The sequence below is a fragment of the Terribacillus saccharophilus genome, from assembly GCF_002272075.1.
Taxonomy (GTDB): Bacteria; Bacillota; Bacilli; order Bacillales; family Amphibacillaceae; genus Terribacillus; species Terribacillus saccharophilus_A.
Genome location: NZ_NPBJ01000016.1, coordinates 13,209 through 30,293, shown reverse-complemented (window position 1 = coordinate 30,293; position 17,085 = coordinate 13,209). Strand labels below are relative to the sequence as shown.

Below are 17,085 nucleotides of genomic sequence, written 5' to 3'. Positions count from 1 at the left end.
CATGGGGAAAATCGGAATCTATGGCTCCTCATTTGATCCGGTCACAAATGTCCATTTATGGACGGCCGGCACGGTCGCCCATCGGTGCAAGCTGGATAAAGTCATTTTTCTGCCTTGCTCCAGCAAACGAAAGGACAAACAGCTTCATACGACTGACGAGCATCGCTGGCAGATGGTGCAGATGGCTATACAAGACAATGACTGTTATGTTGCCGATGATTATGAGATGAAGCAGGAAGCTTGGAATGTTTACACGGAACAGACGTTAACTCATTTCAAGGAAGTTTATCCCGATGATGAGGTCTATTTCATCATGGGAGCTGATTTATTAGAGGATATTGGAGCTGGAAAATGGGGCAACAGTGAAGCACTTGTACGAGATAACCGGTTTATAGTGATGGCCCGCAACGATATTGATATGCTGAAGGTAATCAGCCATTCGCCATTGCTGCGCAATCACGATGACGGTCAAACCTTCCATCTGATTGATAAAGGACTGGCGATGGAGATCAGCTCTACTTATATCCGTGATGAATTTGCTGTTGGAGGGGAGCCGAGATATTTGCTGCCGGAGAGCTGTTACCAGTATATTAAGGAGCACCAGTTATACAATTAATATTGTATAGCTGAATAAGATAGGCCCCATTGTAGTCTAAGAGTGTAATAAAAAGACACCTTCTTATGAAAGTGTCTGCTGTTACTATTGTTGACCTTGATGACAATATATGCAGGATTAAAATGGGAGTCATTGATGTATCAGCAGTAACAGTGCGCGTACTTGATCGACGATATATCTATTTAGGTGTTTTACTTAGTTCACTATTCCTCCTATTGCATAAAGTAAAAATGAACCTAAGTATTTACCTATGTTCATGATAAGGGATTCTTGAGAATGAATCTGATTGTGAATCCCTTATCTCATTTCTAAATCGGAGAGTATATGCCATTACATCCTTGCCCCTAACTAAAAACTATTTTGACCCAGTAGTAGAGTAGGAACAAAGCAACTATGGTGGAAATAGGGATGACAATAATCGATACTTTGAGATAGTCCATCCACTTCAATTTAATATCATGTTGTTTCAGGATGTATAACCAGATCAGTGAAGCCAGCGTTCCGATTGGCAACAGTAGAGATCCAATGTCGCTGCCGATGATACTTGCTAAATAAATTGTCTTTAAAGTGATTGGGTCAAGTCCCATTTCAGTCATCGTAAATGTTCCGATCATCAAGGCTGGATGATTATTGAAGAAGTTAGATAGAATGGAAACCAGACCACCCATGGCAAAGCTTGCATACATCAATCCTTGGCCGACAATCGGTTCACTATATTTAACAAGCAGTTCTGTTAGTCCGATGTTATGCAATCCGTAAATGATGACGTACATGGAAAAGGCGAAAACGAGTATATGCCATGGTGTTTTTTTGATAATGTCGATTGGGTTTGTACGCAAGTAATACCAGCGCCATGCAAGCAACGCAAGAGAACCGAGAACTGCTACGATTGAAATTGGGATGGCCAGATAAGAGGCAACAAATAGTAGGCATCGCATCAAGAACACAAACAACAATAATATAAGCATGAATCTTGATCGTTTTTGTTTAGTGTCTGTAAATATCTTTCTGCCTTTTATCGGTTTGAAGTGTTGTGTGAAAAAGTTTTCCTCGATATCCTTTACAGATTCCGGTAATGATTTAGGCAATCTTTTCTTCACAACGATGAACATTAGCCAAGACATGAACAGTAATGCTAGTGTCGCCGGAACAAACATCATAGCAGTGTGCATGTAAAGTGACATATCAATTATTTCCAGGGCAATCAAATTAACGAGGTTGCTCACTCCAATCGGTGCACTTGAGGCAGTAGCGATAAGGGCACCACTCAATAAATATGGAATTTGCTGATGTGTCGGTAAGCGGAGATTCCTAAGTAGTAAAATTAGGATTGGTGTTGTAATTAAGATACTTCCATCGTTATTGAATAAGAGTGTCATTAAGAAGCATAAGAGTTGAATGTACCAATATAACCGATACCCCGAACCTCGAGCTAAATTAGCTAACTTTGCAGCGACCCAGTGAAAGAAACCGAAACTCTCCAATATAACCGCCATGACGATTGTGGCCATGATCGTAATAGCGGCGCCTCCAATCTTATCCATTATATCTGCCGCATCAGGACCTGAAACTATTCCTGTCAATAAAATTATCGCGGCACCTACTGCTGCTGGGACAGCTTCATTAAGTCCCCGCGGCCTCCAAAAGATGACCAGCATAGTAGCTAGGAATGTGAATACGGTAATTCCTATTTCTAATGTCATCTTGCACAACTCCTTTCTCCTTCCTTTTTTTATCGGAAGTTTGAACCTCCCCCGACCTGTTTTTTACATGTATATTCAAATTCGGATAGAAGGACTAGATTTTTATACCTAAATTGTCGAAATGTATGTTTGTCTGCTAGAGTGATTTGTCTAGAAAGAAAAATGGAAGGCACTGTCCATGTACGTTTACAGGGGGTCTTTCTAAAGGAACTATGGAGATGTAAAGCAAAGGGTAAATAGAAACGTAGGTTCTTATGCTAGATCTCTTATAAATGAATAAGTATAGAAGTGTAAAAGGTAGATAGAAGGAAGGAAATGAGGTTAGAGGAACCTTATAGTTAAGACTGAAGCACGAGCTTAAAAATGCAGTAACTATTTCTTTTTAAATAAGAAAAAACCCTTAAAAATAAGGGTTTTTGAAAGATGGAGCATAGCGGGCTCGAACCGCTGACCTCTTCGCTGCCAGCGAAGCGCTCTCCCAGCTGAGCTAATGCCCCGTATTTGATTTATCGTCACAAAAGTATTATAGCGCTTCTTTCCTTTACTGGCAACATTTTTTCATAAGCACGATTATCGGACTCTACCGGCTGCTATGATATAATCTATTTAACAAAAGTCGATTTGGAGGACGATGCAGTGCGGTTTGTGAGTATAGATTTTGAGACGGCGAATCGATATTGGTCAAGTGCTTGTTCGGTAGGTGTTGCTGTAGCGGATGAGACGGGTGTGATTGATGAATGGTATACCTTGATCAATCCATTGATGGAATTCGAAGAACAGAATATCCACGTGCATGGGATCCTTCCACGAGATGTGGAAGATGCGCCGACGTTCAAGGAAATCTGGCCAAAGCTAAGCGGTTATCTGGCAGGTAATGTTGTCATCGCACATAACGCGAGTTTTGATATGGGTGTCATTCGAAAAGCGGTGGCACGTTTCGGATTGGAAATGCCGGATTTTGATTATCTATGTACGCGGATTATCGGCAAGAAGGTATGGCCGGATATGGAGAACCATCGGCTGAATACGTTAGCTGCCAGCAAGGAGATCACGTTCGAGCACCATAATGCCATGGAGGATGCGCGAGTTGCCGCAAATATCTTTCTGCATGCGATGGCGGATTCTGGAGTACAGAGTATTGAGGAACTGACCAATGTGTTGAAGGTCAATCGGAAAAGCATCCATGATACAAGCTCATCTGGCAGCAGATCAAGATACGGGGATATCAAGCCACAGACGGATCAATTTGATCCAGCCCACCCGTTCTACCGGAAACAGGTGATGTTCACGGGGACGATGAAGAGTTTGAAGCGAAAGGATGCCATCCAAAGACTAGTCAATGTAGGCGGCGTGCACACAGATAAAATGGACAAGTCTACCCGCTATCTTGTTGTCGGAGCTAGAGATTATGATAAATTCGCTGCCGGCAAGAAAACGAGTAAACTCGTTCAAGCGGAGCGGATGATTGAGTATGGACGTCCGCTGCGGATCATCTCAGAAGAAAAATTCCTATCATTGGTGTAAGGAGTTCTCGGTACGAGAACTCCTCTTTTTATGGAGGGGACACGATGTATGAACTAAAGGAAACCGATCTGACTAAAGAGGCGTATATACAATTACTGGAGAGATTATTTGATAGGTGTGATACAGTCAGTTTTGCCGAGCTTCCTAAGAAGATGATGGGGCAAAAGCAAACGCTGCATTGGCTGCTGCAAGAACTGGAGCCGTATTTGCAGGGAATTGTTTATGATAATGGTACAAAAGCTAACCTTTTCGATGCTAATGTATCGGTACCGAATTATTATTACCGTATTTGTCTGGATTCTAAGCAGTTGATAATGCAGGCAGCGGAAAATCTTTTCTATTGGCAGCAGCCAGAACTTCCAGAGGATCTGTCTTTTATGAGGAAGGAAGAAGAATATTTCGTGACGAATGCTCATGAAGGATATGCAATGCTTTTTGCAGATGATAAACAATTAATAGAACTTGGGGGAACATTATGGAGCAGAATCAAATAGAAACGAAGAAATTTGATTGGCGCTTATTTCTGGCGTTGGTCAAAGGTACTAAACCGCCTAAGGTGATTGTCATTGTCGCGTTGGTCATGAGTTTATTGACGACAGGAGTCGGATTCACAGTACCGTTGTTCACAAAGAATTTAGTGGATGGCTTCTCCGGGCAATCCATTACTGGCGTGCAAATTGCAATATTGGTTATCGCTTTTGTACTGCAGGCATTAGCTAGTGGATTGTCCATCTACTTGCTCGCGAAAATAGGCCATCATGTCGTGGCGAAGCTGCGCGAGAGGCTATGGGACAAGCTATTGCATCTGCCAATCAGGTTCCATCATGATAATGAGACAGGAGAGACGCTCAGCCGAGTGACGAATGACACAGCGGTTGTAAAAGAGCTAATCACGGATCATCTGACTAGTTTCGTTACAGGTATTATTTCCATAGTCGGGGCGATTATTATTCTGTTAGTTCTTGACTGGAAGATGACGATTGTCATGCTGCTTGCAGTTCCGATCGCAATTGGGATCATCATGATACTTGGCCGCAAGATGTATCGGGTATCAAAAATAATGCAGGAGGAGACAGCGAAGTTCACAGCAGTCCTGAACCAGGTGCTGCCGGAAATGAAGCTTGTCAAAGCCTCGAATGCAGAACATGTAGAAATGGAACGCGGTAACAAAGGTATACGCTCTTTATTTACGTACGGCTTGAAAGAAGCAAAGATTCAAGCGTTATTGTCGCCGCTCATGCTCTTCATCATGATGCTGCTACTTGTAACCATTATCGGTTACGGTGGTGTCCGTGTTGCATCCGGAGCATTATCCGCAGGTGACATGGTAGCGTTCATCTTGTATTTGTTCCAGATCATCATGCCAATGACGCAGCTATCCATGTTCTTTACCCATCTTCAGAAGGCAATGGGGGCAACGGAACGTATTTATGATGTACTTGGAGAAGGTACAGAGGATAGTGATAAAGGAGAACCGATACATCGCGTAGATGGAGATTTGCATATCAACCATGTAAGTTTTGCTTATCAAGCGGAACAGGTCTTGCATGATCTCAGTTTTACAGCTCCTGCTGGGAAGGTGACCGCGATTGCCGGCCCAAGCGGTGGGGGAAAATCCACACTATTTGGTTTACTAGAGCGCTATTACGAGCCAACTAGCGGTACAATCCAACTTGATAACACTCCTATACAGGATTTCAAACTGCATGATTGGCGGCGCCAAATCGGATATGTGGCACAAGAGACGGCGCTGTTATCCGGTACTATACGTGAAAATATCTGTTATGGTTTGGAAAGGGAAATATCTCAGGAAGAGCTGGAACGCGTATCAGAAATGGCTTATGCCAAGCAGTTCATAGAAGAGCTTCCTGATAGCTATGAAACAAAGGTTGGCGAGCGGGGAGTGAAGCTATCAGGCGGGCAACGGCAGCGTATTGCGATTGCAAGGGCGCTTTTACGTGATCCGCAGATCCTCATGCTGGATGAGGCGACTTCGAGTCTTGATAGCAGTTCAGAGATATACGTTCAGCAGGCATTACAGAATTTAATGCAAAATAGAACTACCTTCGTAATAGCTCACCGACTGTCGACAATTGTAGATGCTGATCAAATCGTATTTATCGAAAAAGGACGTATTACTGGCATCGGAACACATGAAGAGTTGTTTGAGAGTCATAATCTATACCGGGAATTCGCATCCCAACAGCAGCTGCTTGCGGGTAAAATGGAATAAATCAAGCCTTTCTTCGCATACTAGGCGAAAAGGGGGTTCTATCATGCCGAAGAAAAAGCCCAATAATGATCATCAATTCAAGGAAAACAAGAATCATGGCGAAAAACGGAATGGCCGATTGAGCCAGTTCAAGAATAATGTCAATGGACCAGGCCAAGCGGAAAACGAATATATTTCCGCTAAGGAAGACTAAAAAAGCTGCTGCCTCTAAATGTGAGGCAGCAGCTTTTTTCAATTCATCCAATTGACGAGGACGAATAAGATTGGTAAGACAACAATAAGCGAAGATGTCGCAACGATCCAATTTGAGTTGGCCAGCTCCATATCAAGATTGTAGAGCCTCGGCGGTACGAGAGATGCTACTGCAGGCGGCATAGCGGACATTATGAGTAGCACCTGTAATAATATACCGTCATATAAGTTGCCAAGTCCGAGTAAATAGGCACCACCGGTGATGACAAGCGGCACAGCCAGAAACTTGATTGGAATCAGCCAAATGCTCAAATTCCAGTATTTTTTCACTGATGCAATTCGCATACTGAAGCCGATCGGGATTAGGAGCAGGATGGATGCTAATGCAACAAGGGTTGAATTGCTTGCGCTCAGCCATTCAAATCTATCTATTGGCGATAGGTTCAGTGCAGCACCAACGACGATAGAGCAGAAGGTAATCATAATGAATGGATCTTTTATGATCCGCATCACACGTGACCCTGAGGCATTATCTTCAATTGTTCCGTATGATTTTGCGATTGGGTAGATGATTGTATAGTATGTGAATTCTTCAAGCAGACGGAACATGGCAGCATATACGACTGCCTGCTCGCCAATGAACAGCACACAGAAAAGCAATCCGAAGCTTCCGAGGTTGAGGAATGCTCCAGAAATGAACATGGATCCAATCTGGTCTCTCGGCAGCTTCTGCCATTTAGAGAAGAGCAAGGCCAGACCTGCACCTAGGAATATCGTTATAATCCCGAAGATAGGTAAGTAGATCAGTTTGACATTAGTAAGGTCAGCTGACCAGAAGGCACTAATTAAGATAATTGGATTCAGGACGAGCAGGACGACCCGAATCAGCGCATTCATGAAATAATTAAGCGAGAACCATTCCGGAAGCCGATATTTCTCGGCGATTATCCGGATGACCCTGCCGATGATAAGTCCGATCAGAATGATGGATATGGCATAGATGAAACTTCCGATAAGGCCGTTCCTCCTTTTAGCAAGATGCTACATGATGTATTCCCTGTTTTCTATTATATACAGCATTCCTAATTGTATCGATATTGCAGGGTATTGTCTAAAGAAATTGGTGAATTAGGCTTGTATAAAAAAACACCTGCCATATTAGGCAGGTGTTCCACAATCATTCTTCCTCTGTCTCCGAACGATTATTATAATCATAATCACTTGCCTTTACTGGCGTCCAGCCTTCCGGATCATAGAAGCGGAGCAGGTCACCATAAAGGATTTTATCGTTGAGACTTAGCATCTTAGCTAATTCCTCTTTTTCTTTTTTGATTTCTTCAATCTTGGCTTCATCTTCGACTATTTCTCCAGTCGCAGTATCGTAATACGTGTCGCCAAGTACGGTGTAATCCTTGCTGATGAAATCACCATTACGTAGGCCTACTACATCGTTATGCTCCTCTGATAGTAGATCTGTACCGAACTGGATATACTTAGATGAATCAATACCGAGCAAATGCTCAAGTGTCGGAAGGACATCAAGCTCGCCGCCGTACGTATGGTTTACTCCGCCTTCAAGACCTGGAGCCTTGATCATGAGCGGTACACGCTGCATTTGAGCATTTTGATAATCCGTCATTTCTTTTCCAGTAATCTCTTCCATAGCACGATTGTGGTTCGTAGAGATACCATAGTGGTCTCCGTAAAGCAGGATAACAGAGTTATCATACATTCCGGATTCCTTCAGGTCGTTGAAGAATTGTTCCAATGCTTCATCCAGGTAGCGTGCTGTCTGGAAGTAGTTATCGACAGTAGAGTCTCCGGTTGTTGCTTTATCGATCGTAGCGTCTTCTGGATCAAGTGTGAACGGATAATGGTTCGTCAGTGTGATCAAATGTGCATAGAATGGCTGATCAAGTGATTCAAGCAACGGCATGGACTCCTCGAAGAAAGGTTTATCCTTCAGACCGTAGTTGATCGAGTTTTCCATATTGTAATAAGTGGAATCAAAGAAATGATCGACTCCGAATTGCTTGTAAATTTCATCACGGTTCCAGAATGTCTTCTCGTCACCGTGGAATACAGCGCTCGTATAGCCTTGCTCCTGGTTCAGGATGGCAGGCGCTGCTTGATAAGTGTTAGTACCTTTTACAGAGAAAGCAGATCCTTGCGGAAGTCCGTATAGAGAGTTATCCATTAACAGCTCTGCGTCTGCGGTTTTACCCTGTTCTGTTTGGTGAAAGAAGTTATCGAAATAAGTTATTTGCTTATCATTCACAAGTGAATTCAGGAATGGTGTAACTTCTTCGCCATTCAATTTGTAATTGATCAGGAAGCTTTGGAAGCTTTCCAAATGAATTTTAATAACGTTCATGCCTTCTGCTTTTCCGAAGTATTTCGCATTCGGTTCAGCATAGTTTGCCTCAGTGAATTCTGTCACTTCGGATAAATCACTCGGACTTGCCATAACTCGCTGAGTAGAAGTCTTCGCATTTTGTATCGCATCATAAATTGTATAGTTGTAAGGTCCAAGATATTTCACCAAGTACGTGCGGTCGAATGTGCGCTGCAGAAGCTGCGGGCGATCGACTTCAGCTAGTCCAAGGTTGACTGCGAATAGAGCTACACCGGAGATGATGACCATGGCTGTCTTCCGGAAAGCAAGACGCTCGATATTCCAGTTCTTTCTTGTGTAAATATACAAGACGATCAGCAAGATGATGTCTAGGAAGTAGATGAAGTCATAACCTTGCATCAGTCCAAAGATACTGCCGCCCATACCGGAACTTAAATTATCTGTTTGCTTTAATGTTGGCAGGGTAATGAAATCATTAAAGAATCGGTAGTACAGAACATTGGCGTAAAGCAAGAAGCTCATGATGAAATCAATGACTAAAAGCCAAATCCCCATTCGTCTGCCTTTTGCTAGGAATGCAAGTCCCAGAAATACAATGCTCGCACTAAGCGGGTTTATTACTAACAGGAATTCCTGCATGCCATTTGTTATGTCCAGGTTAAATTCCTGTTTATAGGAAAAATACGTCTTGGCCCATAAGAAAATAACGGCCAGCGCAAAAAATCCTTTCTTTGAAGCCAGGAGCTTCTTCATTATCTTTCACCTCTTCATTTTCTTATCAGGCGTCATATTGAGTTGAACAACGACATAGATTCTATCAATTTATAATCTAAAAAACAACTAAGTCCCAAAACAAAATTGGGCTCATAATCTATAAATATAACAGATTCCTACGAAAAAGCAAAATGGGAAATTTATCCCGAAAAAAAAGAGTGCAATTTGCACTCTTTTTACAATGCACCTGCTGCACCGGTTGTCTGGGTTTCGATCGGCTGCTGATGTTTCCATTGCTTATATGCCGCTACATCCTGTTGGATCTGCTTAAAAGTGAAGGCGATGAGCGCAACGTCATCAAGCAGTCCTCCTGGAATAAAATCAGGTACAAAATCAATTGGACTTAGGAAATAGAGGAAGGTTGCTGCAATCATCAGCAGCGATTTTTTAGGCAGGTGGGTGTACGCACCTTTGCGCCAGTCGCGGAGCATGTCCACCATCAACTGCAAATCTGACCAGATCTCCGCGAGTTTACCTTTATTATCCGTTGCTTTAGTTGATACATTTGCAAGGAGCTCCTTCGATTTTTCCTTATCCTGTAGCAATGCTTTTGCCTTTGGAGTGTAAGCATGCCGTTTCTCCAGGAGCTGTTTTAGGTTCCATTTCATAAGGTGTGCCTCCTTGTTTGCTTCTAGTTTCTATTATGAGGAACAATTCCCTGTCATGCAAGGAAGGGGCTTCAGTCAATTTTTTTCACGAGCACCCGGTATCGTTCCGGCAGCGTATCTTTTGCCTTCACATGCTGCATGAAGGATTCTGCTTCTTCATATGTGTCAAAAGTGTATACTTCTCCGTCCTTTCCGACGAATTCAAGCTTCACTTGGTTTGAGTCGATTGCAATGACTTTAAACATAGTGCTCTCCTTTCGAATGCTGACAGCACCATTTGGCCGCTGGCAGAAAGAGCTGAGGTATCAGGTTTTTCCAGCTCAGATGACTCAAGATGATGTTATTTAAAAATGAAATTAAAAAATAGTTCACCTATCTATTATAAAGAAAGTAAGCAGAGAGAGGAAGCGAGAACTCAAAAATGGGGAAAAGCAGGCAGCGGGGGCTGCCTGCTTTTCTGTTGTTGTTAGAAATAAGTGTGGTGAGACGAACGAAATATGTGGGAGGTAATGCTGTTAGAAAACATATTTTATCGTTCTCAGTTATATAAACGTGCGCCAATATGGAATGGTTTCATTTTTTTTAAGAAAAGTTTCGAGAGGTTTAGGTTCAACAGGCAAAAGGTATAGTCTTTCAACTAACAGGATAAAGGAGATTGGTACCATGCAAGCAGTCACGTTCCAAGGTAAGGAAAATATCGAAGTCAAGTCAGTAGAAGCTCCTTCGATCGAGAAATCGACCGATATGATCGTACGTATTACAGCTACTGGTATCTGCGGTTCTGATCTGCATTTGTATCATGGTGGAATTACGCCGGAGAAGGATTATATCATTGGTCACGAACCGATGGGTATTGTAGAAGAAGTGGGACCTGATGTAAAAAACCTGAAAAAAGGAGACCGTGTTGTCATCCCATTCAATATTGGCTGCGGCGAATGCTATTATTGTAACCACCAGATGGAAAGTCAATGTGATAACTCGAATGGCAATCCGCATACTGATGCTGGAGGATTATTCGGGTTTGCAGATCAGTTCGGTGACTATCCTGGAGGGCAAGCGGAGTATCTGCGTGTACCATTTGCTGATTTCACCTCCTTCAAAGTACCTGAATCAAGTGAACTGAAGGATGAAAGTGTTGTATTCCTATCCGATGTTATTCCAACAGCTTATTGGAGTGTAGAAAACAGCGGAGTCAAAAAAGGGGATACTGTCATCATCTTGGGTGCAGGTCCAATTGGCCAGATGGCGCAGAAGTTTGCTTGGCTGAAAGGTGCAGAGCGCGTTATTGCAGTAGATAATGTACCGCATCGACTGGCGCATGCTAAACGAATAAATAATGTAGAAACATATGACTTTACCAATAATCCTGAAATTGGTTCCTTGCTTCATAGCGATACAAATGGCGGAGCTGATGTTGTAATTGATTGTGTCGGTATGGATGGAACAGTCCCGGAAGGTGTAACATTCGGTTCTGAGCATGACAACCAGTTCGGAACAATTCAGCCAATCATTACAGCTAGTGAAGCGGTTGGTAAATTCGGAACTGTTCAGCTGACGGGCGTATATGGAACAGAAGCAAATGGATTCCCAATTGGTGATTTCTTCACGCGGAACGTGACTCTTACAATGGGACAGGCTCCGGTTATCCATCTGATGCCGAAGCTATATCAGATGGTAGAGGAAGGTGTATTCGATCCTACGGATATCATCACACACACAATGAAAATTAGTGAAGCAAAAGAAGCGTACAAAATATTCGATGAAAAGTCGGATAATAACATCAAAGTACTATTGAAGCCATAAAAAACAGGAGCTGCGAGATGCAGCTCCTGTTTTAGTTTGTTTTGGTAGTTTCCTCATATAGATGTGATCTCTTTTTGAACCAATGGAAGGTATGCGTGACGATGACCTTCAGAATCGCATATCCTGGAACGGCTAAGATAACGCCAACTACGCCGAATAGATTTCCGGCAGTTAGGATAACGAATATGATTGTAATTGGGTGTACGCGAATGTTTCGGCCCATAATCTGCGGAGTAATCAGCTTTCCTTCTACTAACTGAACGACGGTCCAGACAATGATCAGCTTCAGGAGCATGAACGGCGATGTAACAATCGCAATAATGATCGCAGGTGTAATGGCTATCGCTGGTCCAAGATAAGGAACTACACTAGTGAACGCCGCGATGACAGCAAGTACTGGTGCGTAATCAAGACCAATAATCATATAACCGATATACAGCAGGATACCAATGACAAAGCTGACAATTATCTGACCGCGTATGTAGGAACTGATCTGATGGTTCATCTCGGACATTACTTCGTAAGTTTGGCTGCGAAAGCGTACTGGAAGCAATTTTAAAATATAGACTGGCAGTTTCTTGCCATCCTTCAGTAAATAGAAGAGGATGAAAGGCACTGTTACAATAGCTATGATTACTTCTGTTACTGCGCCGACAAAGCTCGTCAAGTTAGTGAACAAATTATTCAGCATGCTTGTTCCGCGAGTCTGTAACTCATTCAGAATTTGATTGAAATCAAAATTGCCTGATTGCTGAATCTGATTGACGATATTGCTGCCTGTTATAGATTGGACCACGTCAATGCCTTGCTCAAAATAGTCGGTACTATTTTCAATCAAGCTTAATGTCTGTTCCTTCAGTACAGGAATAACTAAGCTGATAAGAATTGTCAGTAGTCCAATAATTACAAGGTAGAGGACGATGATGGAATAAATGCGTTTAACACGCTTTTTCTCTAGGTAATTGACGATCGGCACTGTCAAATAATAGACAATACCTGATAATATGATGGGCAATATAATTGTTTTCACGATGACGACAATTGGCGTGAAAATAAATGATACTCGTGAATAGATGAGTACATTCAGCCCGATGATGAAAAGAATCAGCATCGCGATGACAAATTTATTATTTAGGAAAAATTTGCTGAATTTCCCCGGTTTGGTACGTTGTAAGTCTGGCATGGCAATCCTCTCCTCTTTGGCCCGCTGTTCCGTAATTCTATCGTTCCTTCTATCGTTCTATCATTATAGCCTAATATAAAGGCGAATAACCGTTATGTTTATTTTAATCTTATGCAATGAATTAATCTACTTAAGTACTCGATGTAAAGCAAGATTAAGTGTTAATAATTTAATTGGATAAGTTATTAACAACATTATCAACAGTAACATCTTTGTGAATTAAACTAAAAATAGACTTATGCACATTATCCACAACCTTAAGTTGGATAATTGTGCACAAGTCAGTTGGTACTGACATAATGTCAGTATACATCAAGCAGATGATTATAAAGCTTGTTCCAGCGCTTCGGATAAGGCAGGGAATCGGAATTGGTACCCACTGTCGAGCGCTTTTTTTGGATAGACACATTGTCCTTCGAGAACTAACGTGCTCATTTCACCCAAAGCTTTCTGTATGACTGGAGCTGGTGCTGCAGTCCAATAAGGGCGATGCAGAGTCTTGGCTAGTGTCTTGCTGAAATCCTTATTCCGCCGCGGAGAGGGTGCAGTGACATTGAGTGGTCCTTTGATGGAATCCTGTTCGATTGCATAAGCAATCAACCCTGCTGCATCTTGGACATGTATCCAGGAAAGCCATTGCTCGCCGCTGCCTATCTTCCCGCCTGCGAAATAACGGAAAGGCAGCTGCATGAGCGGAAGTGCTCCTTTATCACCCAAAACAATGCCAAAGCGTGCAAGGACCGTCCGGATTCCGAGCCTTTTTGCTTGCTTAGCGGTTTCTTCCCACTCATATGTCACGTCTGCCAGAAAATCCTGTCCACGCTTTGTTGTATCTTCGGTGAAAGCGTCTTGTTCGCTTGTACCGTAATAGCCGACAGCAGAACCGCTAACAAAGACTTTTGGCTTCTTCGACATTTTCCCGATCATATCAACAAGTGTTTCCGTAGCTTCCATACGGCTGCTTCTGATATCTTCCTTTTTTTCCTTCGTCCACTTGCCGAATAGGCTGGTTCCGGCCAGGTTGACGACTGCATCAATCTCCGGAAGCTCAGAAAGCGGGTCAAATCCTTTTTTCAGCCAGCCAATATACGTGACTTGTTTCGTATCCAGTTTCTTCTCTGGTGAACGAGTAAGGATATACACATGATGTCCTTCCTCAATCAGTGTCTCTGCCAGCTGCTTTCCCACGAAACCTGTTCCGCCGCTAATGACGATATTCATGATTGATTCCTCCTTTTGTATTAGGTAAGCTTACAATTTTGTATGGTGTCATTTCGTGTTAAAATAGAGACACAGAGGTGTCGAATATGGTTAAAATCACGAAAATCACGACCCAAAAAAACAATATCGGGCGCTATAATATCTTTCTCGACAACGGTAAAGGCGAAAAGTTTGGCTTCGGCCTCGATGAAGATGTCCTGATTACAAGCGGTATCACTAAAGGACAGGAAATCTCCGAGGAAGCTTTGCAGTCCATTATCGAAAAAGATGCTGCACATAAGTGTTTTACCCTTGCTTTACAGTATTTAAGCTACCGGATGCGTTCCAAAAAAGAAATAAAAACGTATTTGATGAAGAAAGAGCAGAATCCGACACATGTCGAAGAGACGCTGACTAGGCTAGAGGAACAGGGATACACCGATGATGCCTCTTTTGCCGGCGCTTTTGTTCGGACGAAGGTAAATACGACAAGCAAAGGTCCGCTCGTCATCCGGAAGGAATTGCAGGAAAAAGGTATTACCGGGCCAGCGGCAGATCAAGCGATGACATTTTACACATTCGAAAAAGAGCTGGAGAAAGCTGTCAAGCTTGCCGGTTCGAAGCTCCAGACAAAAGCAAAGAAATCTCATCAAGAGAAAATCCAGCTTGCACAGCAGCAGCTGCTTTCGAAAGGCTTTTCAAGTGCTGCTGCCAAGGAAGCGGTGTCCTTGGCACTCTCGGATTCCGATCAGGATACAGATGCAGAGCTTGAAGCAGTCCGGTATCAGGGAGACAAGCTTTTGCGAAAATATGCGCAAAAAGCGGAAGGCTATGAGCTTAATCAGAAAATTAAGATGGCACTTTATCGAAAGGGCTTCCCGATGGAACTGATTCAGAAGTATATTGAGGAAGCTAAAGAAAAAGACCTTTACTAACGGAAAGCAGGTGCGAAAATGCAATTACGTTATAGTGACTTGACAGTGGAGCAATTGAAGGAAGAAATGAAACAGCTGAAGATTCAGCAGCAGAAGGCAGAGCAAATGGGGAACTTCAGTGAATATCAAATTTTGGAGCGAAAACGGCAGATGGCCAAAGCTTATACGATGAATCCGGATGAGTTCAAGCCAGGTGCGACATACCAAATCAAGGGTGATAGGTCGCATGTTTTTACGATTGATTATCTAAACGGAGTTTTTGCCTGGGGCTATCGACGCCAGGGCAGTGAAAAAGGACAAGAGCTGGAAGCCTTGCCGATCAGTGTGCTCGGCAGGGTGACTATGTAATTGCCTCGGCTGGAAAGCCGAGGTATATTTTATCTGCGGTTTTTCTTTACTGCTTGAGTACGGATAATGATATCAGTCTGTGTTTGCTGTGTTTCTCCATTCACCTGGTTATTCGCATGTTTCGCTGTAGTGCGAGGGGACTGAATAACGGAATTGATGGTGCCTGTTTTAGAAAAACGATCAAACTTGGACATTTTATCTGCCTCCTCGAGCAAGGGTTGGATGCCCCGCAGTACTTCTAGCTTGTGCTTAATTTTCACGAATATGTTGGGATTTTGATGGAAGGGAAGAAAGATGAATGGAAAATAAATTCCGTGAGCTTGCTGCACTTTTGCAGCAGCAGAACGAACGATTGACAATAGATGAGGCTCGGACATGGGTTGAGATTCTTTGGGAGGATTTCGAAGCAACGCGTGCAAAGGCCGGTCGTAAGTATCAAGGACAGGAAATGACAGAGGCAATTGTGCGTCAGTGGATCCAGCATTATGGCCCAAGACTAGATGAGTTCCTCGACAGTAATCCGAAGTACCATCATCTATTCATGGAACGAAGACAACAATAAAAAAACCTGGAGAAAAAATCTCCAGGTTTTATAATGCAGACGGATTGTCATCTGTAATCAGTTTTCGCTGCAGCTTCTGTTCGGAGAAAATCCACCCGGTATAGGAGCTCATCACTTGATTATTATCATCGATTTGAACGACTGCTTTGAATGGATAATGCTGTGCACTATTATGGTAGCGAAGATCAATCAGCCGTAATTCGGTGAAATCATCATACATGTTTACTTCCCATGTAAAAACGGGGGAGAAGCTGAGAAAGGCTGCAATATTCTTGTCTTCTCTGGCAACTTCTATCAGTTCATTATCTGGCAAGGGCTTCCGTTCGAATTCATCAATGATGCGAAGCTGCCAATTCTCTACTTTCCCGACATAAAAACGATCAGGGGCAGTAATGGCAACACGCCAAAATGCTTGTTTCATTGTCGGTGAAGTAGCGATGATTTGAGCATCAGGTATTTTTTCTTTCACTTGTTTGATAATTCGTCGCTTATCCAAGTAACGCTTCACATAGTACAGGACAAGGATCGCGTAGATAACGGCGAAAGTAAGACCAGGCTCCATGCCGATCAGCCAAAGAACGATACCGATCACATGCATCGTGAAGATGAAAGGATCGAATGTGTTAATGAAGCCGTAAGCGACCCAGCGCCGGGTGAACGGCCTGTATGCCTGTGTGCCGTAAGCGTTGAATACATCGACAAATACGTGCAGCACAACAGCTCCGAATGTCCAAAGCCATAGATGCAGGAAGTTGATTTCTGGTACTAACACGTACAGCAGCAGGGAAATCGCTAGTCCCCACAATATGACAGCGGGCATGCTATGCGTAATTCCCCGGTGGTTTCGTAAATAAGAAGCATTGTTGCGTAATTTCAGTACTGTATCAAAGTCGGGTGCCTGTGAACCAAGGATCGTGCCAGCAAGTACTGCATTGAACAATACAGGATCTTGGTGAACAGCAGGATCGAGTGTGGCAAGCCCGCCTAGGGCTATTCCCATTACGATATGGGTACCAGTGTCCATCTTAATGTCCTCCTTCTGATGAAA

18 protein-coding genes and 1 tRNA gene are annotated in these 17,085 nt (G+C 43.0%); 9 read left to right on the top strand and 10 right to left on the bottom strand.

Annotated elements, in window-relative coordinates; translation table 11 throughout:
- Position 1 precedes the first annotated feature (1 nt).
- Positions 2-616, top strand: a complete 615-nt coding sequence (nadD, locus tag CHH48_RS08385; protein ID WP_095218694.1) for a nicotinate (nicotinamide) nucleotide adenylyltransferase — start codon at positions 2-4, stop codon at positions 614-616.
- 344 nt (positions 617-960) lie between these two features.
- Here the strand turns inward: nadD and CHH48_RS08380 are convergent, their stop codons facing one another.
- Together CHH48_RS08380 and CHH48_RS08375 are read right to left on the bottom strand one after the other, a co-directional pair.
- Entirely contained in the window at positions 961-2,319 is a 1,359-nt protein-coding gene (locus tag CHH48_RS08380; protein ID WP_095218693.1) for an arsenic transporter, read from the bottom strand.
- Between the two features lie 424 nt (positions 2,320-2,743).
- A tRNA-Ala gene (locus CHH48_RS08375) sits at positions 2,744-2,816 on the bottom strand.
- Positions 2,817-2,955: 139 nt separating this feature from the next.
- On the opposite strand from CHH48_RS08375, the gene CHH48_RS08370 reads away from it, so the two are divergent.
- The 4 genes from CHH48_RS08370 to CHH48_RS19485 are packed head-to-tail and all read left to right on the top strand — an operon-like array spanning position 2,956 to position 6,269.
- A complete protein-coding gene (locus tag CHH48_RS08370) occupies positions 2,956-3,843 on the top strand; it encodes an exonuclease domain-containing protein (protein ID WP_176466410.1) in 888 nt (295 codons plus the stop codon).
- 44 nt (positions 3,844-3,887) lie between these two features.
- Positions 3,888-4,337 carry a hypothetical protein gene (locus CHH48_RS08365; protein WP_095218691.1) on the top strand — a complete coding sequence of 150 codons (450 nt, stop codon included), beginning with the start codon at positions 3,888-3,890 and terminating at the stop codon, positions 4,335-4,337.
- Positions 4,319-6,076, top strand: coding sequence for an ABC transporter ATP-binding protein (locus tag CHH48_RS08360; RefSeq protein WP_095218690.1), 1,758 nt, complete (start codon positions 4,319-4,321; stop codon positions 6,074-6,076). The genes CHH48_RS08365 and CHH48_RS08360 overlap by 19 nt, the downstream gene beginning before the upstream one ends.
- A 43-nt stretch (positions 6,077-6,119) precedes the next feature.
- Positions 6,120-6,269, top strand: coding sequence for a hypothetical protein (locus CHH48_RS19485; protein ID WP_164072018.1), 150 nt, complete (start codon positions 6,120-6,122; stop codon positions 6,267-6,269).
- Positions 6,270-6,307: 38 nt separating this feature from the next.
- On the opposite strand, the gene CHH48_RS08355 is transcribed toward CHH48_RS19485, so the two are convergent.
- From CHH48_RS08355 to CHH48_RS19480, 4 genes are all read right to left on the bottom strand, one after another.
- Entirely contained in the window at positions 6,308-7,165 is an 858-nt protein-coding gene (locus tag CHH48_RS08355) for an AEC family transporter (RefSeq protein ID WP_095218689.1), read from the bottom strand.
- A 280-nt stretch (positions 7,166-7,445) separates the two neighbouring features.
- The gene (locus tag CHH48_RS08350) at positions 7,446-9,377 is read right to left on the bottom strand and encodes an LTA synthase family protein (RefSeq protein WP_095218688.1); all 1,932 of its coding nucleotides are present in this window, start codon (positions 9,375-9,377) and stop codon (positions 7,446-7,448) included.
- Between the two features lie 197 nt (positions 9,378-9,574).
- Complete coding sequence (locus CHH48_RS08345) at positions 9,575-10,006, bottom strand: YkvA family protein (RefSeq protein ID WP_095218687.1); 432 nt, start codon at positions 10,004-10,006, stop codon at positions 9,575-9,577.
- 71 nt (positions 10,007-10,077) lie between these two features.
- Positions 10,078-10,251, bottom strand: coding sequence for a hypothetical protein (locus CHH48_RS19480; protein ID WP_175074262.1), 174 nt, complete (start codon positions 10,249-10,251; stop codon positions 10,078-10,080).
- Between the two features lie 418 nt (positions 10,252-10,669).
- Here CHH48_RS19480 and CHH48_RS08340 point away from each other — a divergent pair, with 418 nt between their 5' ends.
- Positions 10,670-11,809 (top strand): alcohol dehydrogenase catalytic domain-containing protein, encoded by a 1,140-nt coding sequence (locus tag CHH48_RS08340; protein WP_095218686.1) that lies wholly within the window; start codon positions 10,670-10,672, stop codon positions 11,807-11,809.
- A gap of 31 nt (positions 11,810-11,840) precedes the next feature.
- On the opposite strand, the gene CHH48_RS08335 is transcribed toward CHH48_RS08340, so the two are convergent.
- Both CHH48_RS08335 and CHH48_RS08330 read right to left on the bottom strand, forming a co-directional pair.
- Positions 11,841-12,992 (bottom strand): AI-2E family transporter, encoded by a 1,152-nt coding sequence (locus tag CHH48_RS08335; protein ID WP_095218685.1) that lies wholly within the window; start codon positions 12,990-12,992, stop codon positions 11,841-11,843.
- A gap of 324 nt (positions 12,993-13,316) precedes the next feature.
- Positions 13,317-14,213 carry a TIGR01777 family oxidoreductase gene (locus CHH48_RS08330; RefSeq protein WP_095218684.1) on the bottom strand — a complete coding sequence of 299 codons (897 nt, stop codon included), beginning with the start codon at positions 14,211-14,213 and terminating at the stop codon, positions 13,317-13,319.
- Between the two features lie 86 nt (positions 14,214-14,299).
- Here CHH48_RS08330 and recX point away from each other — a divergent pair, with 86 nt between their 5' ends.
- Entirely contained in the window at positions 14,300-15,127 is an 828-nt protein-coding gene (gene recX / locus CHH48_RS08325) for a recombination regulator RecX (protein ID WP_095218683.1), read from the top strand.
- A gap of 18 nt (positions 15,128-15,145) precedes the next feature.
- Positions 15,146-15,475 carry a YfhH family protein gene (locus CHH48_RS08320; RefSeq protein WP_095218682.1) on the top strand — a complete coding sequence of 110 codons (330 nt, stop codon included), beginning with the start codon at positions 15,146-15,148 and terminating at the stop codon, positions 15,473-15,475.
- 29 nt (positions 15,476-15,504) lie between these two features.
- Here the strand turns inward: CHH48_RS08320 and CHH48_RS19315 are convergent, their stop codons facing one another.
- Positions 15,505-15,669 (bottom strand): YpzG family protein, encoded by a 165-nt coding sequence (locus tag CHH48_RS19315; protein WP_095230634.1) that lies wholly within the window; start codon positions 15,667-15,669, stop codon positions 15,505-15,507.
- Positions 15,670-15,773: 104 nt separating this feature from the next.
- Between CHH48_RS19315 and CHH48_RS08310 the strand changes: the two genes are divergently transcribed.
- Positions 15,774-16,037, top strand: coding sequence for a YfhJ family protein (locus tag CHH48_RS08310; protein ID WP_095218680.1), 264 nt, complete (start codon positions 15,774-15,776; stop codon positions 16,035-16,037).
- 28 nt (positions 16,038-16,065) lie between these two features.
- Here the strand turns inward: CHH48_RS08310 and CHH48_RS08305 are convergent, their stop codons facing one another.
- Positions 16,066-17,061, bottom strand: a complete 996-nt coding sequence (locus tag CHH48_RS08305; protein WP_095218679.1) for a metal-dependent hydrolase — start codon at positions 17,059-17,061, stop codon at positions 16,066-16,068.
- Positions 17,062-17,085 lie beyond the last annotated feature (24 nt).